This window comes from Flavobacterium sp. PL002 (assembly GCF_054165825.1).
In genome coordinates this window covers 1,641,838-1,665,011 of sequence record NZ_CM135110.1, presented here as the reverse complement: position 1 = coordinate 1,665,011, position 23,174 = coordinate 1,641,838, and the positions used below count along the sequence as shown (strand labels likewise).

The window sequence follows — 23,174 nt, the reverse complement described above, 5'->3', positions numbered from 1 at the left end:
TCATGCAAATTCACAATTTATCAGAAAAAAACAGTGTGCTTAATCATTTTCTATCGCAAATTAGAGATGTCAATACACATAAAGATAGCATGCGTTTTAGACGAAATATTGAACGCATAGGCGAAATAATGGCCTATGAATTAAGTAAGGAATTGCAATATAAAGCCATTGATGTACAAACGCCACTGGGCATAAAACATACTACGGAAATAAAAGACCAACTAATACTTTGCTCTATTTTAAGAGCGGGTTTACAATTGCATTTAGGCTTCTTAAATTATTTTGATAATGCTGAAAACGGATTTGTTTCTGCCTACAGACACCACCCTAATAATGACGACACATTTAATATATTAGTAGAGTATCAAGCTATTGCTGATCTTAACAACAAAGACTTACTGCTTATTGATCCTATGTTAGCCACTGGACAATCTATTGTAGCAGTATATAATAAATTAATGGAAAGAGGAACTCCTAAGAATATTCATATTGCAGTAGTAATTGCCGCGCCTGAGGGAATTGAATTTCTAGAAAAGAATTTACCTGATAACTGCCATTTATGGGTCGCATCAATTGATGACAAGTTAAACGAGCACTCTTATATTGTACCAGGACTAGGTGATGCTGGTGATTTAGCTTACGGTTCTAAATTATAATTGTGAAAAGAAAGTAAAAAAACTACACATAATAAGCACTACTAGCACCATTTCTTGCTTTAGCTTCACTTGAGGTAATTCGATGTGGCTTGTGGCTAACATCGCTAGTGGTGCAATTGTAAATACCAGTAAATCATTACTTTTATTTGCTGAAATAACATAAACTATTATCCCTATAAATAAGGAAGCAATAATTTTTTTATAGGTCGCGTGCAATACTAAAGGGCGATTCGACAAACTAGCAAAATTCGACACAACAAAGAATAACACCACGGTAGCATAAATTGACAAAGCTGCGTTTTGATAAACAGAGGTAAAATAGCTAATATCAAAGCTTATTTGAGTATTTTTATTTAAATACCCTACATAGTCAATATTAAAAATTAAGCTGACAAGTAGAAATAAAATCCCTGCTGAAAAGAATGCTATAAACGGTAAAATCCAATTTCTATAATCTCTTGAAACATGAAAAATAATAGAGATAAAAACCAGTACTATATAAAGTATACTCCAAAAATGAAACATTGAAGCCACAAATATCCATAATGAGGCATCAAATATCTTTTCTTTTGAGGCGTTTAGAGACTGCAACGAAATCAATCTTCTAAGTGCCAATAGGATAAAAAAGTTCGAAAATATTAAATTAGGATTATCTAAAAGCGACGGAAAGAAAATTAAAAAGAGGAAGTAAAAAAAAACGACGTAACCACTCTCTTTGCTGATTCCGTTCTTGTTAGAGATAAAATTCGTTATAAAAACAGAACCTAGCAAAACGACTAAAATTCCAATTTTTTCAGATACAGCCAACAAGGATTTAGTCCATGCCAAATCTTGAATTTGATAGATAAAAAAGAAACTCAGTATTAAAAATACTACTAAAGAGAAATTTAATGGTGTAGATTTTTTAAAAATGCTTGTAATCATAAGGATATTTTATACTTTTGTGACTGTAAATATAATACTTGTTTAAAAAGGAAACGCTCAAGTTCATAAAGATTCTGATAAAGAGTTTTTAGTTTTTGAGAAAAAATATAAAAAACAACATAATTCTTAACGATATGAAAGCATTTTTTGAAGGAATTCAATACTTATTTGTAAACATTTTATTTGCTCCACTTGACTTTTTACGTTCTTTAGAACTAAAAACTTGGTTTGGTGCTAATACAATTAACTGGATTTTCATGGCTATTTGCGCAGCTGCAATGGTTTACTGGATCAAACAATTAAGAATCTTTGACCAAGCAGGTACAGAAGAGCAAGATACTACAGCACATTCTTTCTTAAAATAAAAACTCCCCTAACCCTAATTATTTAGGATTAAGGAAGCTTATTTATTTATAGAAGATCGTTACCAATATCTTTTCTAAAATTCATCTTATCAAAATGTAGCTTATCTATATTTTGATAAGATTTTTTTATGGCCTCTTGAAAGTCATTTCCATATGAAGTAATAGCCAGTACTCTACCGCCATTAGTAAGTACTTCATTGTTTTCAAGTTTTGTTCCCGCATGAAAAACAATTGAATCAGTAACATTTTCTAATCCGGTGATTACTTTTCCTTTTTCATAATCTTCAGGATAACCTCCTGAAACAAGCATCACTGTTGTTGCACTTCTCTCATCAATTTCAAGTGTAATTTCGTCTAATTTTTCATTGGCTACAGCCAAAAACAATTCAACTAAATCAGTTTTCAATCTAGGTACCACAACTTCTGTCTCTGGATCTCCCATACGCACGTTGTATTCAATAACAATAGGTTCATTGTTTACATTAATTAATCCAATAAAGACAAAACCTTTGTATTCAATACCATCCTTTTGGAATCCTTCAATTGTTGGTTTTACAATGCGTGATTCTATTTTTTCCATTAGAACAGCATCAACATAAGGGACTGGAGAAACGGCTCCCATTCCACCTGTATTCAACCCTGTATCTCCTTCGCCTATGCGTTTGTAATCTTTTGCGGTAGGTAAAATTTTATAGGTTTTACCGTCAGTAAGTACAAAACAACTTAACTCGATTCCGTCAAGAAATTCCTCGATTACGACTTTAGTACTTGCAGCACCAAATTTTTGACCTACAAGCATGTTGCGTAATTCTTCTTTTGCTTCGGCCAAATCATGAATAATCAAAACTCCTTTTCCTGCAGCTAATCCGTCTGCTTTTAAAACATAAGGCGCTTTTAGTGTTGCCAAAAAATCACAACCTTGCTCCACCGTTTCAGCAGTAAAACTGTCATAAGCAGCAGTAGGAATATTGTGTTTTACTAAGAATTCCTTAGCAAACTCTTTACTTCCTTCTAATTGTGCACCTGTTTTTGAGGGTCCAATTACTGGAATATGGCTTAATTTATCGTCATTTTTAAAGAAATCAAAAATTCCTTTTACTAAAGGATCTTCTGGCCCTACAACAACCATGGTAATATTTTCTTGAAGAACTAATGTTTTTATGGCATCAAAATCTGTTGGGCTAATATTAACATTTGTAGCTATAGCAGCGGTTCCAGCATTTCCTGGTGCTACAAAAAGTTGATCACAAAGTGGACTTTGAATCATTTTCCATGCAAATGCATGTTCTCTTCCGCCTGAACCCAGTAGTAAAATTGTCATGTGTTGTGTTGTTTAGTTGTTTGGCAAAAATAATTGCTTTTGGACGTAAATAATAATTAATTTTTAAAAAGTTATTGTTTGTGTATCATTACTGCGTTCTAAATATTATTTTTGAAGAAATAAATCCCTACAATGTTCCCTATTTTTGACTTAACGCTTCAAATAAATCGTTTCCCAATACGAAGCGCAAAGGCGGCATTAAAAAAAATAAATAACTACACTCCTGCAGAAAAAGAAATTTTTATAGAGCAACAAAAAGTAGCTATTGTAGATTTTCATATAAAAAACAACTCTTTTTATCGTTCACTGGTTCCTGTGTATCCTATAAACTGGGAAGCGCTTCCTGTTTTAAACAAAAAAAACTTGCAAGTTCCTTTAGCTCATCGCTTTTCTGACGGGTATACAATTGCCAATTCTTATAGTAATAAAACTTCGGGATCTAGCGGAACTCCGTTTGTTTTTGCAAAAGATAAGTATTGTCATGCACTCACCTGGGCATCAAATTTCATGCGATTTGGTTGGCATAACGTCGACCTCAACTCCGCCTATCAAGCTCGTTTTTATGGTATTCCTATGGAATTTTTACCCAATAAAAAAGAGCGTTTTAAAGATTTTATATGCAACCGATACCGTTTTCCGATTTTTGATTTATCAGATGTAGTTTTAGAAAAAATACTCAATAATTTTAAACATAAAAAATTTGACTACATCAACGGCTATACTAGTGCTATTGTTTTATTTGCTAAATTTTTACGGGATAAAAACCTATACTTAAACAAAATATGCCCTACTTTAAAAGTTTGTGTCGTGACCTCCGAAATGCTTTTTAAAGATGACAAACTACTTTTAGAAACACAATTTGGTATTCCTGTAATCAATGAATACGGAGCATCTGAAATAGATTTAATTGCTTTTGAAAATGCACAAGGTGAATGGCTTGTAAACGCCGAAACTATTTTTGTGGAAATTCTAGACCATGACAATCAAGTTTTACCTTATGGCGAAGAAGGACGTATTGTAATCACCTCCCTTTTCAATAAAGCCAATCCGTTTATTCGTTACGACATAGGTGACATTGGAATATTAGATAAAAAAAGTACTCTTGCAAAACCTATTCTTAAAAAATTAATTGGGCGTACTAACGATATGGTAATTTTACCAAGCGGTAAAAAATCGCCTGGATTGACTTTTTATTATGTAACCAAAAGCATTATTGAAGACAATGGAAATGTAAAAGAATTTGTCATCACACAATCTAAAATTGCTCTTTTTGAAGTAGAATATGTAAGTGAAACCGAATTAGATGTAGTTGCCATTCAAAAAATACAAAAAGCCATTGATCGTTATCTAGAGCCCAACTTAAAATTTATTTTTTATCGAAAAGAAACCCTACAAAGAACTAATCGCGGTAAGTTGAAACAATTTACTTCATTGCTTTAATTTGCTTACTATAAAATGGTTTGACGCACAATTGTGTGAATAAAAACAACGTCATACATACAGCTGCTTTAAGAAAATTAAAACCATGAAATTGTCTATAAACAGCAAAATTGTATTTTATCAAATCCAATTTAGATGTAGAAATTGAGTTATTTCTAATGCGGTAATATGCTAAACTTTCTGGAACAGCTTGTGCTATTTTTATCTTTTTTAGTACGGTTAACCACAACATCCAATCTTGACGTTTTCGAATAGAAGAAATAGGGATTTTGCCAAAGAAATCAGTGTCATATATTGCTGTAAGATTCCCTATATAGTTGCAAAAGAACAATTGTCTGTACGTAAGTTTTCTTGGTGCCTCTACCCTTTTATGCAGTGATTTTCCTTGTTCGTCTATACATTCATAAAAAGAAAAAGTGAAAACCAATTTGTGCGCTTCCATAAAGGCTAGCTGCTGTTCTAGTTTTGTGGGTTTCCATAAATCATCAGCATCTAGAAAACTAATGAATTTCCCTTTGGCTACAGCCAAAGCCTTATTTCTAGCCACTCCAGTACCTGAGTTTTTACTTAATTGAATAATTTTGATTCTGTTGTCAACATCTGCATATTTTTGTGCAATAGCAACGGTCGTGTCTATAGAAGCATCGTCAACAAGAATTACCTCCCAATATATGTAACTTTGGTTTAAAACCGACTCAAGACTGTCTGAAATAAATTTCTCAGAATTGTATGTTGGGATTACTATGGAGACCAATGCTTTGTTCATATCAAAAAGCTTTTTCTTCGCCTTTGCAAATGTTGACAACTGTTTGAAAAATGATCTTTAAATCAAGTAGGAATGACCAGTTTTCGATATAAAAAACATCTAATTTTATTCGGTTAATCATGTCTATATCTTTTTCGATACTTCCTCGAAAGCCGCTCACCTGAGCTAAACCAGTAATTCCAGGTTTTACATAATGCCTGTTCATGTATTTCTTAATTTTATTACCGTAAATCTTATTCTGTGACCATAAATGTGGTCTCGGTCCCACAACAGACATGTCACCTATTAAAACATTTAAAAATTGCGGTGTCTCATCTAAACTGGTTTTACGCATAATTCGCCCTAATTTAGTCACTCTAGGATCATTTTTAATCGTTTCAATCTCTGAGTCGTTATTTGTTTTCATTGAACGAAACTTATAGCAATTGAACTCATTTTCATTGATACCAGGTCTACCTTGCTTAAAAAAAACAGGCCCTTTAGATTCTAATTTGATTAAAATAGCTAATAATGGCACCAGCCAAGATAACAGTCCAATTATAACAATCAACGAAAAAACAATATCAAAAATACGTTTTAATAATTTTATTATTGGTTCATCTAAGCGCGTTTGTTTTAAAGACAAAACTGGAAAAAAATCGTAATAATCTATTTTTAAATTTTTTGAAAAAATCTCTTTTGAATCTGGAATAAACTTAATGTTTTTATGATTTTCGTCAGCAAATTCAATTAGTCCTTTTAACTGTTCATTAGAAAGTTCTTTTAAAGAACAGTAGATTTCGTTTACTTCATTTTCGATTACAAATTTTTTGATATCAGTAACTTTTCCAATGATAGCGTCAGCATCTTTTTTATCTGAAAAATATCCTGAAAAACGGTATCCAAATTCAATTTTATTTTCAAAGAGTGCTTTTAATCTTAATGCTTCTTCAGTGTATCCAATAATGATAACATTTCGATAATTACTACCAGTATGTATGCGGTATTTTTTTAGATAATAAAACAGCAAAAACTTGAATAATGTGACAAAAGAGGTAGTTAATACAAAGAAAAGTATCGTAATATTACCTTTAAAAATTGCTGAATTTGAAATAGGAAAAAAAGCGATTACTACTAAAAAAAAGAGTAATGACTGCTTGGTAATTTTGGATACTATTGCAATGGGTTTTGTAAAACGATAAACATCATAAAACTTTGTCAGCAAAGCAATAATAAGCCATCCAGTAAGTTGGTATAATAAAAAATAGCCTTTATTTAAATTACTATCATCAAATAATAAGATAACAAAAAATGCAATAACAATTAAATCTGTTACAGCACTGATTGGTCTTAAATATTTTGAATATCTAGTAATTGGGGGTTTTATCATATATGATTATCAATTCTACTAAAGCCTACTATTTTATTTAATATAATCAGTAAAGTCTTTATGTTCTTCTTTAGACAGCTCTTCTTTAGATAAGGATTTAAAATAATCGTAGGTGATTTTCATTCCTTCTGCTCGATTTACAGTTACATCCCAGCCTAATATTTCTTTGGCTTTAGTAATATCTGGCTGACGCTGCAATGGGTCATTTTCTGGTAGCGAGTGGTATACAATTTTTTGATTGGTTCCTGTTAGTTTGATAATCTCTTCGGCAAAATCTTTAATAGTGATTTCATCAGGATTTCCTATGTTTACAGGATATACATAATCAGAATGTAATAATCTAAAAATCCCTTCTACCTGATCATCTACATAACAAAACGAACGTGTTTGTAAACCGTTACCAAAAATTGTTAAGTCTTCACCACGCAGCGCTTGACCAATAAACGCGGGAATTACACGACCATCATTCAGTCGCATTCTAGGTCCATAGGTATTAAAAATACGTACAATTCTAGTTTCTACACCGTGAAAAGTATGGTAAGCCATGGTGATGGATTCCTGAAAACGTTTAGCTTCATCATAAACTCCTCTTGGTCCTATAGTATTTACGTTTCCATAATATTCCTCTGTTTGAGGGTGTACTAATGGATCTCCATATATTTCAGATGTAGAAGCAATTAATATCCTCGCACTTTTAACTCGAGCCAATCCTAGAAGATTGTGTGTTCCTAATGATCCTACTTTTAAAGTTTGAATAGGGATTTTTAAATAATCAATAGGACTTGCTGGTGAAGCGAAGTGTAAAATATAGTCTAACTTTCCTGGTATATGAACAAACTTTGTAATATCATGGTGATAAAATTCAAAATGTTCTAATTTGAACAAATGCTCAATATTTTTTAAATCACCTGTAATAAGATTATCCATTGCTATAACAGCATAGCCTTCTTTAATAAAACGATCACACAAATGTGATCCTAAAAATCCCGCAGCTCCAGTGATCAGTATTCTTTTCATAACTAAATTTTACTGCTGCAAGGTATAAAAAACATATAACAATAGTATAATAAAACTCTAATCGTATAATGTGAAAAAAGAAAATTGTATTAAAAAATCAGTCTGTTTTAAAATAAGGCTTTAATTATTTCTATTTTAGTTATGTTTGTATTACTAAAATTATTTCTTTTGAAAATTGTTCACATTGTTGAAGCACTCGCTGGCGGTGTTCATACTTATCTACATGATTTATCCCATTTTTTTGGTCAAGAGCAGATAAATAAGAACATTCAAACTACTATTATTTACAGTAGTAACCGCGAACAAGTTGATACGGATCGAATAAAAAAAGAGTTTTCAAAAAACGTTCTACTTATCGAGCTGAACATGCAACGGGAGATTGCGCCGCTGCAAGATTTAAAAGCAATCTTTAAATTAAGACAAATTCTACTTGAGATACAGCCTGATGTAATTCACCTTCACTCTTCAAAAGCAGGGATTTTAGGTAGATTAGCTAACTTTTTATCTTTTAGAAAAACAAAAATATTCTACTCACCTCATGGATATTATTTCCTTAGAAATGATATCTCTAAATTAAAACAACAACTTTTTAAAGCAATCGAAAAAAATTTTCAAACTATTTTTGGTGGAACTACCATTGCGTGCGGGGATACTGAATATGCAATTGCCAAAACATTAGGGAAAAGCGCATTGATACGAAATGGAATTAACGTCACACAAATTGCTACAATACAGAAAACAGAAAAAAATAATCAACTAACAATTGGCATTGTGGGTAGAGTTACCACCCAACGAAATCCAATCCAGTTTAATAAGATTGCTGAATTATTTCACAATTATACTTTTATTTGGATAGGTGGCGGCGAACTAGAGCTAGAGCTAACGGCTCCCAATATCAAAATTACAGGTTGGTTTATTGACCGAGAACTCGCTTTGAAAGCCATGGCTAACCTTGATGTGTATTTACAAACCTCACTTTGGGAAGGTTTACCCATTGCTGTTCTAGAAGCCATGGCGCTACAAAAACCGGTTGTAGCTACTAATATTATTGGTAATAAAGATGTAGTCATACCTGGTAAAACGGGGTTTTTATTTGATGACATATCAGAGCTTAAAAACTATTTTGAAATATTAGAAGCAGAGAAAACAAGGCATAAAATAGGGGAAAATGGATTGGAACGCTGTCAAGATTTATTTGATAGTACTAAAAATTTCAGTCAACTATTAGCGCTTTATCGTAAATAATTTTCATCTGCAACCAATAACTACCAAAAATTGCATACCAAAAACCGCTGAATGCAATTCCGTCAAAACGAATTAAAAAATCATCAGTGCAGTTTGAAGTTAAAAACAAACAAAAGAACGAGATGATTATGGCATTTTTTAAATCAAAACCTAAATAGGCAATTCCGAAAATAAAGAGGAACACAACAATAGGGCCTAGAAATCCAAATTTTAATAAAAAATCTAAAAACTGATTGTGTACTGGAAATTCAAATTTTGCTAGAAATTGCTGATTTGTTTGTTTATAATATTTAAACAATTCTGGTTTCCCATCAGATGAACCGGTTCCAAAAGGCAGGTTTTTCAAGGACAATTCCCAAGTAGATTTCCAGATGGATAACCGCGTAACAGCCGCATTAAAAACATGAATTTGGGGATCTTTAATTTCATCTAATTTTCCTATTTTATCCATATGTGCAAAAGTCACTGTGGAATATTTCTCCTTCATGTAAGGGTTTTTTTGGATATAGAAAAAAAGTATAGTACCTATTAATATTAAGGCTGTGGCCAAAGCCTTTACGACACTTTTCAACGGATATTTTTTAATAATTTCGAAGAAAAAAACAATGCCAATACCGATGAAAACATTCAATAAAGCCACACGTGTATTAACCAATAACACCATGAAAATAGCTATAATAAGAATCAATATTCTAAAAAATTTTACAATACTACTTTTAAAATTTTGAAACGAATGCACCACCAAGTACAAATTAATAATCGTCACAAAAGCAAGGTGCATATTGAGCGCAGGTGCATGAGTCCCTACACTATTTGCAAAGCGATATCCCAATTCCCACAAATCAATTCCTTTATTGTATTTAGTAATCAAATCCGGGTATACAGTCACAAACCTTATTAAGAAAACGACCATTATTGCCGTAGTTGCTGTTGCATACCATTGCAATAATTTTACAAAATGTACTCGTTTATAATTACCTAAAATACAAATAGGCAATAGTAATAAAGAAGTGCTTTTCTCTAATGATTTGATTCCATTGGCATACGAATCATTATTCCAAAAAAACAGAATTTCTAACAGTAACGGACTAGCAATTAATAAAATCAATATCCAAGATTGCTTTTTAAATTCCATTTTTTTATAAAACAATACGTTAAATAACGCAAAAAAACCCATTAAAATGGTGCATTGCTTTCTAAAAATCACTGTACTAGCAATCAAAAAAAGGAAAGTGAAAAATATTTTATCGAAGTTCTTTTCGGAAATTTTCATAATATAAGGCATAATAAATCAATGGGAATACGCCAATTTTATGACGAATTGCTGTTCCTAAATCGGGTTCAAAAACACCTTGAACAATAAAATAAGCAAATAGAATTAGTAAAACTGCTATTTCATATTGGTACTTTTTTCGCTCTTTAATACAATTTGAAAACCGAACTAACAAGATATAAAACAATAGCAATTGCCAAGTGATAAAAGCAACAATTTGTGGCGATAAAAAATGTTTTAATCCATTTATAGGTACATTGACACTAAAAAAACCATAAATAATCCCAATTGCTTCCCCATACCACGTATCTGGTTTAAGAGGCGAAACAATCATTGAATTAGCATCTTGAGAAAATAGTCGGCCATTATTCACGAGTTCTCTACTATTTTCTGATAAAAAAGCTCCTTTTACTAGTCCATAACTTAATGATAAAAAAATGGCGATTACGATTCCATAGAATAAAGTTGTAATCGTTTTATTTTTAAAATTAACAAAACTCACACCGTACATCCCAACAGCAATTATGGGAATCAATGCAAAATAAGGTCTGTAAAAAGCTCCAAAAATAAACAACAGCACAACTGATAGCAAGATCGATTTTTTGAAGGAGATTGCCTGATTTTGATAAATAAAAACAATTATAGCAAGATAAATAAACGTTATGAACTCCTTAGACGGCATTGACATGAAAATAGCCATCATAAAAAAACCTAGATATACTAAAAGGTTCTTGATATTCACTTTTTCAAAATTAGTAGGAATCCCAATTTTGTATAAAATATAGACCAAAATAGGGTATTGAATTAAGGCTATTACAGGAAAAGGTAAATAGCGCAATCCTGATATCTTATAAAATAAAATGGTAAGTGGGTAACTTCCAAAATATCCTATTTCATTGCCTTTATCAAAAGTGATTATAGCAGAATCATAAAAAAATCGTTTGGGTAAAATGTAAAACGCAACAACTGCTACTAATAAGTTAGCAGTAAATAACAGTAAAAAAGTAGCGGTACTCTTCTTAATTTTCATGATAAAAAGATAAAGAAAATAACTTCATGAATGATTAACTAATTGTTTTATATTTTTTTTTCAATTCATTTAATATTCTGAAAACATATAGAAAATTGGGTAATACTTTAAAAGGGATAAAACGGTAAAATTGCATCACCTTATCCAATTTAATATTTCGACCCTTAGTAAGCAAATATTTCCAAGAAAGCAGCTCGTTCCAGATCGCTTTCCTATTATTTGATGACAATATATAGAAGTCTTTTAATAAAATCACATAATTAGCTGCCCAAAAATTAATTAAAGCATTGTCTAGACTACTCCCATCTGCTTTTGTTTTACGCAATCCCTGTTTGATCATTTCATACACATCCATAATGTGCTGCTCAGAAATGTTTTGTGTGATCGAACCAGATCTTGCTTGTCTGTAGGTGTAAAAGGATGTTGGATAAACCACAAAAGTCTTTAAATGCATCATTAATCTACTACACCATTCCATGTCTTCAGACTTTCGTCCAAGAGGAAAAAACAAATCGTTTTCAATTAAGATAGATCGCTTTACAACCTTATCGCAAGCACAGGCAGCAAATAAATCGTAATATACCAAAGCCAAAGCCTCTTTTTTAAAATCTCCGTATGTAACGTTTAAGTATTGTTGATTGAACTTGTATTTTATATTGTTTTTCGAAAAAAAACGACTCTCTTCATGAATAATTATATCTGGCTTGGATTTTTTTATCAATAGATCCAAATCTTCTAGCACCTGTTCACCTACCCAATAATCATCACTGTCCGTAAAAAGGACGTAATCTCCTTTGGCAATTAATAGTCCCACATTCCTAGCGTCAGATAAGCCGCCATTTGCTTTATTTATGATACTGATTCTCGAATCTTTGGTTTCATACTCAAAGCAAATTTTTAAAGAGGAATCGGTAGACCCATCATTAACCAATATAATTTCAAAACTACTATAGCTTTGACATAAAATACTATCCAGACATTGTTCCAGGTAATCCTCTACATTATAAACCGGAATTATAATACTAAACAGTATGTTCTCATTTGATTTACTCACCATTACCGTTTTATTAATTCAAAAAAACTATTACTTTATCTTTATAATAAATTACTACTGCGGCTATAACATTCCATAAAAAAGAACTCGAAACAAATGCTATGGCAGCTCCAGTCATTCCATAATCTGGTATTAAAATTCTATTGAGCACAAAATTTACTGCAACTGCTAGCAATAATATCAATTGAAAAATATGTTGTCTTCCTGTCATGTTTAAATACACAGATGCCGATCCAAAAGCGGAACAAATTCCTTGACCAATAATCAAAATTAGTAATGCCTCTCTCGCTACAACATAATCTTTGCCAAAAAACCCCAAAATATACTCTGAGAAAACACAAATTAATAAGACTAAAGGCAATGTAAATGCAAAAATCAAACGAGAACTATTACGGACTATTTTATTCAATTCCTGCTTATTATTTATCGAAAAAAACTCCGAAATTTGAGCCGAAATAGTGATGTTTACGGTTACAATCACCATGGAAAGCATTGTCATTAATTTTATGGCTAGCGAATAAAAAGCCACTGTTTCATCATTCCTATATTTTTTTAAAAACATAATATCAAAACTCATCAATAAAAACAACGCCATCCCACTTATAGCAATAGGATATGACTTTGTCACTATTTCTTTATATGAAATGGAGTATGTTTTAGTCTTGTTGTTAATTCGATTAAAATAATATAAAAGTAGCACGGTTGTAAGTATTGAAAGTAGCACGAAACCAATCAAAAACACATCTACGAGATAACCTTCATTATTAGAATAATATAGAAATAATGCCCCTATAATTAAAGGAATGTACTTAATCGAATTTCTAAATAGCTCTGCAATGTATATATGGTCTAGCGCTCTAAAAACTTCAATATTTAATGTCATTATCCCATAAAAGAACAAAATACCTGATGCTTTTAAAAAAAGTGCATACACACTTTGATCTAAAAAAAAGCTATTTACAATCTGCTCGTTTATGCTTAAAACGATCAAAAAAACAAGGATCGACATGACGAATAATATTCCGACCATTTTCCTGTAAATTGCTTTTAAGTCATTTAGCTTACTTTCTGCTTTTATACGTCCTCTAAAATAAAGGATCGATTGATCACAACCCAATAAACAAATACTACCAATTACTAATAGAAATGAACGAACAAAGTCATATTGCCCAACTATTTTTGGACTAAAATTCTTAGTCAGAAATAAAGTAAACCCAAAAAGAATAAGTACACCAAACACTCTCAATATCAGGGTGATTAAGCTTTGTGCTACAAATGGGTTCTGTGCTATTTTTTGAAGATAGTGTTTACTTATTTTCAACATATTTGATTTTACTATCTGTGTTTCTTTATCAACCTTAGTAATCTTAAAATCGTTATAACATTTACTTCAACACATTAAATTACCGAAACTTCTTTTGCTTTAAGCGATTCCTTACGATAAAAAGAAATGAAAAAGCGCATAAAGATAAATAGGAAAATAAAGAATATAGGAAGCAGTAATTTCAATTTACCATTAATAGATTTATTGTTTATTTTATTCAAAATCAATGACTTATCATTGATGATTTTATCAGAATCAAGCAGTGCTAGATTTAAATATCCCAAAACATTAACTAAAGAATCTTTAGTTCTAATCATATTATTTAATTGGGTGTTTTCATTGTAATAAACCAATTTATCGTTCTTAGAAGTTTTATTATCTACTGTTGTAAACTGATTTATAACAGCATCAATTTGTACAATAACCTCTTCTTTAACTTTTATCTTTTGAGCCGTGTTACGCTTGTAAATTTTTTGATAAGAACTATAATAATTACTTGTATTTAAATAATTTAAAATAGGTTGAATATCTTGTTGATCAACTTTAGTTTTAGTGTCGATGATAAGGGTATGGTAAGCATAATTCTTGCTAGTAGCGGTTTCTTCAACTACAGTTTTTAAATCTCCATTTTGAGCCATCAATTGCAACAATTCAATATTTTGTGTATTAGAATTGATGAATTTGTATATATCAACAATAGGTTCAATTTTTATGCCCATTATAACGGAAGGATTTTTAATACCTATTCCCTTTAAAAAAGCAACATCATTCTCTTCAATTTTAGACTCGATTAGACCAATCTTACTGTACAAATAATCAGTACTTTCAAAATTAGGCTCTACAATTAGTTGTTGCTTATAACTTTTATAATTAGTATCTAAATACAAGCCCACCCCAAAACCAAGAATAACTAAAACAATTAATAGCACCACGTTTTTTAACAAAAACTGAATACTTTTGAACACTAATGTGTTTAGCCACTGAAAAAAACTGCCTATTTTTGTAAAAACCTGAAACAAATCAATCTCCTGATTTTCTTGATTTTGGGGTACGTTTGTACTCATTTATGGCTTATTTTACGTTAAAAATTTGTTCCAAAATTTTAATGGTAATCAAATACGTTGGTTTTACACCAGTTGTACCTAGTCCACCTGAAGCTAGCGTGCTTCCAGTTTCTAAAGGATTATCTGATGCGTAATAAGCATATCTTACTTTAATATCGTGGGGTACACTTTTTCTGATTTTTGACGCTGACTGAATCGCTTTTTGATAATAAGACCCTTCCATCTCTAAACCAATCACTCCCCAAGTAGACTCATGAAAGAATTTTAATAAATCCCTGTTTTGTAAGGAGGTTCCTAAAACGGTAACCATTGCTCCTGCAAAAACAGCAATGTCATTTCCTTCAAACATATCAGCAGTTAATTCATTTTCAAAAAAGTAGTTATCTGCTGTTCCTTCATTAATATGGGCATTAGGGATCATGATATCTCCTTTTCCTCCTTCTAGAATTCCAGCTTTACCCATTATAGAAACCGACTCAACATTCAATAAAATATCTTTTTTGAATGGTTTAAGCAATTCGTCAATTGTCTCATAAGCTTGCTCTCCAAAAGCGTAATCCATTACAATAAGTACAGGTTCTTTATCACCAAACTTTGCATTTGGAAATGAAGATTTAGCCCAATCAACTTTGGATGTATCAAAAATTTGAACATCAATATTTGTTCCTGAAGTATCCGGTAATGAGATCATTCCGTGTTTAAGTGCTACCTCTTCAACTTTGTTACGTACCTCATGGGCGCCAGATTTACTTAACTCTTCATAGATAAAGAAATCTGATTTGTCTTTGAACTGTGTTTTCAATACCGTAGTAGCAAAAATGGAATTCATAACCGAGTGCATGTTGGCACTAATCACATGAATTGGTCGGTCTAAAAGTCCTTTTTCCTTTAAAACTTCTTTGATGTTTGTTGCCCAAATTTCTCCATGAATATGGTGTCCTAAACGTTCTCTTAAAATAGGACTAAAAGTAATTGTACGCTTTTTATTGCTAACAATTTCTTCAATAGCTAATTTTCCTAACCAAAATATTATTTGTAAAAATCGATCTGGAGCCGCCTCTGAACCAAAAGCATCATAGATATTTAATACATCTTCAAAAGTTCTTCCTAGTATATTAGCCGCATGCGAGATGGCTTTTTCTTTATCGATTAACGACAATTTTTTAGTTTGTGAAACCGCATGTTCTAGTTTCATCCAATCGCGAGAAACCTCTCCTGCATCGTCAAGCAATACTCTATTTCTAATCTTGTGAGATTCGATGAATATAAAAGTCAAGTGTGTCAAAATGTCGTAAATATCTGATCGACCTCGCGTGATTTCAACGTTCATTTGCTCTTCGTCAATTCGGTAACAATTACGTCTTCTTTTAGGGGGAACAATTGCTTTAAAGTGTGATCTTGAATACCCTTCATCAGATGTTAAATTGATAAAACGGCATTCTTCAATTCCCATTGGCAAACGCTCAATAACGTATAAAAGTCCGTTTAATTCTACTTTTTCTTCTGCTATATTTCCATAAATTTCAGGACGTAATGCTAATAAAGCTTCACGTAAAGTATCTCCAGAAATTCCCATTGGTTTGTAAAAACCTCTATTGAATAAATGGCGCATGGTGATATACATTTTTTCAATAGCAGCCGATGATTCTTGTGCTCTTGATCTTGATATGTTTTTAGTCTCTTTCATTTCTTATAATTTTCTAACCTTCAAAGGTAATTTTTTATTTTGTATTTAATAAATCAACAATATTTCTATCATTGGATAATCGCGGAATCTTATTTTGACCGCCTAGTTTTCCTATTGATTTCATGTAGTCTTGAAAACCGTTCTTGACTACTTTAGTCACGACTACTTTATGCAATATATTGCCCACGATCAAATCATCGTAGTACATGTTTTGCTTGCGCATAGCGTTGTCTATCGCTTCCGCAAAAGCTACTTCGTCTTGTGATTCCTCTTCAAACTCAATAAACCATTCATGATAGGGCAAGCCATTACTAGGTGTGATTTGAGGAGCAACGGTAAACTCATTAACTCTTGCATTAGTTCCTTCCATAGCTTCTTGCAAAGCACATTCTACTTCTTTACCAATTACGTGTTCTCCAAAAGCAGAGATGTAATGCTTTATTCTTCCAGAAACGATCACACGATAGGGTCTTAATGAGGTAAACTGAACCGTATCACCTAAATTATATCCCCAAAGCCCCGCATTTGTAGAAATAATCATAACATAGTTCACGTTAAGTGCTACTTCTCCTACTGTATAGCGTTTAGGTTTTTCATTATAAAACTCCTCGCTTTTTACAAATTCATAAAAAATTCCCGCATTTAAAAGCAGCAACATCCCCTTTTCATTTTGCGAATCTTGGTAAGCAAAAAACCCTTCCGAAGCTGGAAATAATTCGATACTGTCTACTTTTCTACCTATTAAGTTTTCAAATTTTGCTCGGTAAGGTTCGTAGTTTACTCCTCCGTAAATAAACAAATTGAAGTTTTTAAAGATATCCCCAACTGGCTTTCCACCTTTTTGTTGCAAACGCTCAAAATACATTTGAACCCAAGACGGAATTCCAGATATTACCGTCATATCCTCATTGTAGGTCTCGGCAACAATGGCGTCTACTTTTTTCTCCCAATCCTCAATACAATTGGTTTCATATGATGGCATGCGGTTTTTTTGTAAATATTTAGGAACAAAATGCGCTACAATTCCAGATAAGCGTCCAAATTGTATTCCGTGTTTTTCTTCTAAAATAGGGCTTCCTTGTAAAAAAATCATTTTACCGTCTACAAAATCAGCTTTACCCGTTTCATGTATATAATGCAAAATAGCATTTCGAGCTGCTTGAATATGATAAGGCATCGATTCCTTAGTCAACGGAATATATTTTGCCCCAGAGGTAGTTCCTGATGTTTTAGCAAAGTAAAGTGGTTTTCCTTTCCAGAGAATATTTTCCTCACCTTTTACTACTTTTTCAACATACGGCTTTAAGTCTTCATAATCTCTTATTGGAACCTGATTAGCAAAATCAGCAAAAGTTTTTATGGCATCAAAATGATGATCTTTACCAAATTCTGTTTCTTTTGCTTGCTTAATTAATGCTTTAAAAACAGTTTCTTGACTTGCAACAGGGTGCATTGACCAAGCTTGAGTCTCGTTATATATTTTTTTAGCAAATAGTTTTGCAGCAATTGATTTTATTGACATTTTGGTTTGGGTCTTTTAAATATAGAGGCAACTGCTCTTATTTTGATTTTTTTGAAGGGATCTTTTTATCTTCTTTGTCTACTTCTTTACGCAACTCTATTTCTACTTCTGAAGCTGACAGCTTTACTGGAGCAACAGGCTCTTTGTCAGCAACTAAAATAGAATCTTTATTGAATTTTGCATAGTCTAACTCCCCATTAAGTACTTTTTGAATTGATTTTATATATGCTTCATTTTTCTTTAAAGCAATCGCCAAAGAGTCTGATTTTAAAGCGAGCTCTGTAGCGTCTTTTTTTAGTTTAGTTGAAGAATAACCGGGTATAAATTCTCGTAGTGGCGTAAAGGCAATAATAAGTGTTGTAATCGAAACCAATACTATAGCGCCTAATGAGGCAACTACAAAAACATTCATCAAATTAAGTTTTAAAGAAAATTTTTCCTCAAAAGTATCCTCATTCAGTATCACCAAACGGTTTTTATTGAATAATTTATTGTGAAGTTTCTTTCTTTTTAATCTTTTACCTGCCATTTTTTTTCTTTATGTTACAAATATAATAATTAAACTCAATCAAAGGACTTCCTAGGCTTACTTCGCATACAAAGCATAGGAATAATCTATTTTTAATATATATTTAACTTTACCTATAATAAATAAATGACTTAATATGAGCGCACGTAAAATTATTCTATTTACCTTTGTCGCTACATTTATTAAAAATTTGCTTCGGCAATAAATTATTCAATCATGGGAAGATTTGGTGTTACAGAAATCCTAGTTATTTTAGCAGTTGTTTTATTACTTTTTGGAGGTAAAAAAATTCCAGAATTAATGAAAGGATTAGGAAGCGGAATTAAAGAATTCAAGAATGCCGCTAAAGATGATCAGACTGCTGATAAAAAAGAAGAGACTAAAGAGTAATTCTTACTATTGCATTTAAACAGCTAAGTCCGTTTAAATAAGGTAATCCCAAATCCCAATTATTGGTATTTGGGATTTTTTTATGGTTATTACAAAAAAAACTTACTTTTGTGACACCTAAATCAACTATAAAAATGAAAAAACTCATCTTAAGTGTCCTTTTTGCAACGGGTTTGTGTGGTAATGCGCAAACAAAACCTTTTCCTGCTAATGTAATTTACACTAACGGAACCATGGCTATTACTAAAAATAGTCAAGACGCATCAGATAATTATGATATCTGGAAAACTAACTTTGTAGAAGGCTGTTCAAACGGTCGTTATCGTGTAAAATTTGATGACGGTTCTAAGACCGTTTCTGAAGGAATTGGATACGGAATGCTATTAGCTGCATATAAAGGCGATCAAACATTATTTGATGGACTTTGGTTGTATTATAAAGACAATAGAAATGGCAACGGGGTAATGAATTGGAAAATTAATGGTTGCTCTGGTACAGATGGTCAAAATGGCGCTACTGATGCCGAACTAGATGCTGCCTTTGCACTTATCATTGCTGACTATCAATGGGGAAGTCTAGGCTCTCAAAATTATAAAAGTGATGCTAAAGTATTAATAACTGCAATTAAAACGCATGAGATCGAAGCTAGTACTTTTGTTTTAAAACCTGGCGATGCATTTGGCGGAAGCGCAATCACAAATCCTTCTTATTTTGCTCCTGCTTATTATAGGGCTTTTGGAAATTTTACTGCCGATATAAATTTTTGGAATTCAGTTGCCACAAAAGCATACACCATTATCAATAAAAACTTAACAACAAATAATGCTAAAGGCGGTTTAGTTTCTGATTGGTGCACAGATACTGGAGCTTATTCAACGCAAGCGACCGGTTATTTTAATGGAGGAAAATCATATACTTATGATGCCGCTAGAACACCTTGGCGTATTGCTCTTGATTATTTATGGTATGGTACTGCTGATGCAAAAGCGTATGCTAAAAAATCTTCTGATTTTGTAAGAATCACACTTAATGGAACTGCAAATATTAAAGACGGTTACAATCAAGACGGAAGTTTGAAAGGGCAGTATCATAATGCAACTTTTGTAGGTGCTTTTGCAACGGCAGCTATGGCAGGTGAAAATCAAACCCATTTAGATGCTTCTTACACAGATTTGAAAAATTTAAATGAACCTAACAGTTACTTTAATCAAACACTTAAAACTTTGTATTTGTTTACTCTAACTGGTAACTTTTATTTACCTCCTTCAACAACTTTGGCAACAACTGACTTTGACTTAGAAAAATCGAGGGTAACGGTATACCAAAATCCAAGTACAAACACATTTATGGTATCGGCACCCGAAAATGCCCAGTTAACAATTATATCCACTCAAGGCGCTATAATCTCTCAACTGAAAACAAAAACTGAAACCACTGAAATTAATCTTAGCAATAAAGCAGCAGGAATCTATTTTATAAAAATAACCTCTGAAGGTAAAACAGTTACAAAAAAAATAATATTGAACTAATAGTTTTTCAAAACTAAAAAAACCCAAATTACTAGTGTAATTTGGGTTTTTTTATGATTTATTAATTCACTTTATTTACACTTTATCTTGTCAAAAATTGTGATCAGTTGGTCTAATGCAGTTTCAAGTTTAAATGTTTTATTTTCAATCGCTTCATTTATGTTGGAACAATTAACAAAAACGACTTTTGACATTTTCTTTATAGTGGAATCTGAAGCATACTTTTTAATAACATTTCCCATAGAATTAAACGGCTCACATAAATTTTCTGGGGATTAAGCAAACAGCTTTTCCATTCTAAAGAGAAAGAATTTCACATCTACTACGCCTCTTTGATTAGCTCTGAATAGTTTTATCTTAGAATTAAACGATTCTGCATTTGCATTTGTATGTCTTTTAATAAAGAAGTTCAAAATGGTTTCTAAATGATATTTCAAGCTGTTTGCAGCGGTATTAAAATCATTTAACTTTAATCGTTTAGTTTGCTCTATCCAGTTTATAATTTGGTCTTTTGCTATTTCTTTTGAGGTTTGTTCATAAATGTTTCTAAACTCTAGGGTGTGTTTGTAAGCTTGATGCAATAAAGGGTAATTTTTAAATAACAGTGCTGCTCTTATTTTTTGGTTTGTTGTCCACTGGTTTTCCTTTTTAGCAATAATGTAACGACTTCTAGCTAATAACTGCTTAGGAGTATCATCGTTCTCAAGAGTAATTGGAATATATTTTGTCCCCAGTTCTTTGGCCTGTTTAATTGCTTGATTCTCTTTTTCTATTGCGTCCCATCTCAATTTAATTCTTTGATGCTGCAAAGCTTCCATTACCAATTTTACAACATGGAATCGGTCGGTAACTAAATTACTTTCAGGAAAACTCATTCTTGCGGCCAATTGCATATTATTAGCCATATCAAGGGTTATTTCCTTTACCGATTTTCTCTTATCTAATGGAATTTTATTCAAAACATCAATGATATCCTGACTTTTAGTCCCTTTTATAACTGCTACTAATGTGTTTTTCTTTCCTCTTCCTTTTTTATTGGTTACAAAGGTATAAAGCTCACCTTTTGACAAACTCAATTGATCAATACTAAGATTTTCTCCAATGTTTTCAGGATATATCAAATAATCTTCGGCCTGATTAAATTGTTCCCAATCTTTAAAACCACTGATTTTTTTCTTGTAATGACGTTGTAATAAATTAGCTTTAATACCATAGTAACTAGCAATATTACTAATCGTATCTTCTCGGGTCTCGACCTGTATCTTTTAAAAAATCTGAAAGCTCACCTGTTAATTTTGAACTTTCAGCTATAAAAGAATAATCACTTTTGATTTCTATACTTCTATCTATTTTATTACGCCATCTTCGTCTTCGAATAACTAAATAAACTGCTTTTCCTCTTATTGGAAAGTCTTGTATTAAAGCTCGTTCATAAAACCCTTTAGATTCAAATTTATTAGGATTGTAGTCTTTGGGAAGAATGTTCTTCTCATCCAAATAAATAAAGAAACAATCTTTCTTTGTTTGAAAATTTCCCAACTCTTTGAAATCAACAATATCAAAATGAAATAATAGTCCTTCGGGTAGAAAGGAAGAAAATATCGAAAAATCCATTTGCTTTTTTTTTGCTAATTTAAAATTTATCCCCAACTTTTTTATCTGAGCCAATTAAACCCGAAAACTAAATTTTCATCCCCTATATTTCCAAAATAATAGGAAATATTACTTGATCTATAATGGTTAGTTTGCATACTTCCTTTATCAAAGATTTGACCTATTTTAACGCCTTCATCATAAATAATGGTAAACCAAAGTTTGTATATATTTCAAATTTTCCGCAAAAGATAATTTAGCACTAATTAAAAGATCTAGTTATCTCACGATATAATTGTTTTTTTGTTTTCTTACCTATTCACATATTTCTAAATTGTTTGTAACAGAATCCATTTTTATAATATATACAATTGATTTACTCACAAAATAAAAAAGTCAATTAAACCTTTTAAAATTCCTTAAGTCTTATCTAGAATTAATCTTAATTACCTATTTTAGCCCCTGAAAAAAATAAATACAAACAAGCAATCTTATATTCAAATGACAAAGAAGAAGAAATCAAGCAATTTAATGCGCATCATCCACCGTTATTTAGGTTTTTTCCTCGCGGGAATAATGGCAGTGTATGCCTTAAGCGGAATTATTTTAATTTTTAGAGATACTGATTTTCTAAAACAAGACAAGAATATTGTCAAAACCATAGCTCCCAATTTGAATGAGGAAGATTTAGGAAAAGAATTGCATCTTAAAAAATTAAAAGCAGAACGTGAAGAAGGAGATATCGTTTTTTTCAAAGAAGGAACCTACAATAAAAAAACAGGAGTTGCCGATTACAAAACCACAAGCCAACCCTTCATAATCGAAAAGATGAACCATTTGCACAAAGCAAAAACTGGTGATCCTTTGTTCTTTTTAAACATCTTCTTTGGAGTATCCCTATTCTTTTTTGTGATTTCAACCTTCTGGATGTTTACACCAAAAACTACCATTTTCAAAAAAGGTATGTACTTTACCGCAGCCGGAATTGTACTGACTTTAATCATGTTGTTTTTGTAAAACAATACTTTTATAACTTTAAATGAAAAAACCATCTTTAGTAAAGATGGTTTTTTTAT

The 23,174-nt window shown here is 31.7% G+C and carries 22 protein-coding genes; 7 read left to right on the top strand and 15 right to left on the bottom strand.

What is annotated here, in order from left to right; translation table 11 throughout:
* Positions 1–2 precede the first annotated feature (2 nt).
* On the top strand, positions 3–656 hold the full coding sequence (upp, locus tag ACVEGE_RS07205; RefSeq protein ID WP_192501086.1) for a uracil phosphoribosyltransferase: 654 nt from the start codon (positions 3–5) through the stop codon (positions 654–656).
* Here upp and ACVEGE_RS07200 read toward each other — a convergent pair.
* Positions 651–1,580 (bottom strand): DUF6427 family protein, encoded by a 930-nt coding sequence (locus ACVEGE_RS07200; RefSeq protein WP_173851464.1) that lies wholly within the window; start codon positions 1,578–1,580, stop codon positions 651–653. The genes upp and ACVEGE_RS07200 overlap by 6 nt on opposite strands.
* A 134-nt stretch (positions 1,581–1,714) precedes the next feature.
* Between ACVEGE_RS07200 and ACVEGE_RS07195 the strand changes: the two genes are divergently transcribed.
* Complete coding sequence (locus tag ACVEGE_RS07195; protein WP_173851466.1) at positions 1,715–1,945, top strand: DUF6341 family protein; 231 nt, start codon at positions 1,715–1,717, stop codon at positions 1,943–1,945.
* Positions 1,946–1,991: 46 nt separating this feature from the next.
* Here the strand turns inward: ACVEGE_RS07195 and purD are convergent, their stop codons facing one another.
* On the bottom strand, positions 1,992–3,266 hold the full coding sequence (gene purD, locus ACVEGE_RS07190) for a phosphoribosylamine--glycine ligase (RefSeq protein WP_192501085.1): 1,275 nt from the start codon (positions 3,264–3,266) through the stop codon (positions 1,992–1,994).
* Between the two features lie 132 nt (positions 3,267–3,398).
* On the opposite strand from purD, the gene ACVEGE_RS07185 reads away from it, so the two are divergent.
* Positions 3,399–4,706, top strand: a complete 1,308-nt coding sequence (locus ACVEGE_RS07185; RefSeq protein WP_192501084.1) for a phenylacetate--CoA ligase family protein — start codon at positions 3,399–3,401, stop codon at positions 4,704–4,706.
* On the opposite strand, the gene ACVEGE_RS07180 is transcribed toward ACVEGE_RS07185, so the two are convergent.
* Genes ACVEGE_RS07180 through ACVEGE_RS07170 form a run of 3 tightly spaced genes read right to left on the bottom strand, consistent with a single transcriptional unit; the run spans position 4,690 to position 7,858 of the window.
* Positions 4,690–5,472: a glycosyltransferase family 2 protein gene (locus ACVEGE_RS07180; protein ID WP_173855356.1), complete on the bottom strand. Its 783-nt coding sequence runs from the start codon at positions 5,470–5,472 to the stop codon at positions 4,690–4,692. The two genes, ACVEGE_RS07185 and ACVEGE_RS07180, sit on opposite strands and share 17 nt — an antisense overlap.
* Position 5,473: 1 nt before the next feature.
* Positions 5,474–6,841 (bottom strand): undecaprenyl-phosphate glucose phosphotransferase, encoded by a 1,368-nt coding sequence (locus ACVEGE_RS07175; protein WP_192501083.1) that lies wholly within the window; start codon positions 6,839–6,841, stop codon positions 5,474–5,476.
* Between the two features lie 33 nt (positions 6,842–6,874).
* Complete coding sequence (locus ACVEGE_RS07170) at positions 6,875–7,858, bottom strand: UDP-glucuronic acid decarboxylase family protein (RefSeq protein WP_192501082.1); 984 nt, start codon at positions 7,856–7,858, stop codon at positions 6,875–6,877.
* 168 nt (positions 7,859–8,026) lie between these two features.
* Between ACVEGE_RS07170 and ACVEGE_RS07165 the strand changes: the two genes are divergently transcribed.
* On the top strand, positions 8,027–9,103 hold the full coding sequence (locus tag ACVEGE_RS07165) for a glycosyltransferase (protein WP_192501081.1): 1,077 nt from the start codon (positions 8,027–8,029) through the stop codon (positions 9,101–9,103).
* Here ACVEGE_RS07165 and ACVEGE_RS07160 read toward each other — a convergent pair.
* From ACVEGE_RS07160 to ACVEGE_RS07125, 8 genes are all read right to left on the bottom strand, one after another.
* A complete protein-coding gene (locus ACVEGE_RS07160) occupies positions 9,072–10,238 on the bottom strand; it encodes an O-antigen ligase family protein (RefSeq protein ID WP_225738129.1) in 1,167 nt (388 codons plus the stop codon). The two genes, ACVEGE_RS07165 and ACVEGE_RS07160, sit on opposite strands and share 32 nt — an antisense overlap.
* Positions 10,239–10,347: 109 nt before the next feature.
* On the bottom strand, positions 10,348–11,406 hold the full coding sequence (locus tag ACVEGE_RS07155) for a hypothetical protein (RefSeq protein WP_192501079.1): 1,059 nt from the start codon (positions 11,404–11,406) through the stop codon (positions 10,348–10,350).
* A gap of 34 nt (positions 11,407–11,440) precedes the next feature.
* Positions 11,441–12,463: a glycosyltransferase family 2 protein gene (locus tag ACVEGE_RS07150; RefSeq protein WP_192501078.1), complete on the bottom strand. Its 1,023-nt coding sequence runs from the start codon at positions 12,461–12,463 to the stop codon at positions 11,441–11,443.
* Positions 12,464–12,473: 10 nt separating this feature from the next.
* Positions 12,474–13,784: an MATE family efflux transporter gene (locus ACVEGE_RS07145; protein WP_192501077.1), complete on the bottom strand. Its 1,311-nt coding sequence runs from the start codon at positions 13,782–13,784 to the stop codon at positions 12,474–12,476.
* Between the two features lie 74 nt (positions 13,785–13,858).
* Positions 13,859–14,848: a hypothetical protein gene (locus ACVEGE_RS07140; RefSeq protein WP_173855364.1), complete on the bottom strand. Its 990-nt coding sequence runs from the start codon at positions 14,846–14,848 to the stop codon at positions 13,859–13,861.
* A gap of 7 nt (positions 14,849–14,855) precedes the next feature.
* Positions 14,856–16,535, bottom strand: coding sequence for a DUF6909 family protein (locus ACVEGE_RS07135; protein ID WP_192501076.1), 1,680 nt, complete (start codon positions 16,533–16,535; stop codon positions 14,856–14,858).
* A 34-nt stretch (positions 16,536–16,569) separates the two neighbouring features.
* Positions 16,570–18,057, bottom strand: coding sequence for a GH3 family domain-containing protein (locus ACVEGE_RS07130; RefSeq protein WP_192501075.1), 1,488 nt, complete (start codon positions 18,055–18,057; stop codon positions 16,570–16,572).
* A 37-nt stretch (positions 18,058–18,094) separates the two neighbouring features.
* Positions 18,095–18,586: a peptidase gene (locus ACVEGE_RS07125; protein WP_192501074.1), complete on the bottom strand. Its 492-nt coding sequence runs from the start codon at positions 18,584–18,586 to the stop codon at positions 18,095–18,097.
* 216 nt (positions 18,587–18,802) lie between these two features.
* Here ACVEGE_RS07125 and tatA point away from each other — a divergent pair, with 216 nt between their 5' ends.
* Together tatA and ACVEGE_RS07115 are read left to right on the top strand one after the other, a co-directional pair.
* Positions 18,803–18,976, top strand: a complete 174-nt coding sequence (gene tatA / locus ACVEGE_RS07120) for a twin-arginine translocase TatA/TatE family subunit (RefSeq protein WP_173851494.1) — start codon at positions 18,803–18,805, stop codon at positions 18,974–18,976.
* A 134-nt stretch (positions 18,977–19,110) separates the two neighbouring features.
* On the top strand, positions 19,111–20,505 hold the full coding sequence (locus tag ACVEGE_RS07115) for a glycosyl hydrolase family 8 (RefSeq protein ID WP_192501073.1): 1,395 nt from the start codon (positions 19,111–19,113) through the stop codon (positions 20,503–20,505).
* A 275-nt stretch (positions 20,506–20,780) separates the two neighbouring features.
* Here the strand turns inward: ACVEGE_RS07115 and ACVEGE_RS07110 are convergent, their stop codons facing one another.
* Both ACVEGE_RS07110 and ACVEGE_RS07105 read right to left on the bottom strand, forming a co-directional pair.
* Positions 20,781–21,713 carry an ISAon1 family transposase gene (locus ACVEGE_RS07110; protein WP_458008650.1) on the bottom strand — a complete coding sequence of 311 codons (933 nt, stop codon included), beginning with the start codon at positions 21,711–21,713 and terminating at the stop codon, positions 20,781–20,783.
* Positions 21,714–21,735: 22 nt separating this feature from the next.
* Positions 21,736–22,119: an ISAon1 family transposase N-terminal region protein gene (locus ACVEGE_RS07105; RefSeq protein WP_192501071.1), complete on the bottom strand. Its 384-nt coding sequence runs from the start codon at positions 22,117–22,119 to the stop codon at positions 21,736–21,738.
* A gap of 480 nt (positions 22,120–22,599) precedes the next feature.
* Between ACVEGE_RS07105 and ACVEGE_RS07100 the strand changes: the two genes are divergently transcribed.
* Positions 22,600–23,115 carry a PepSY domain-containing protein gene (locus tag ACVEGE_RS07100; protein WP_173851506.1) on the top strand — a complete coding sequence of 172 codons (516 nt, stop codon included), beginning with the start codon at positions 22,600–22,602 and terminating at the stop codon, positions 23,113–23,115.
* Positions 23,116–23,174 lie beyond the last annotated feature (59 nt).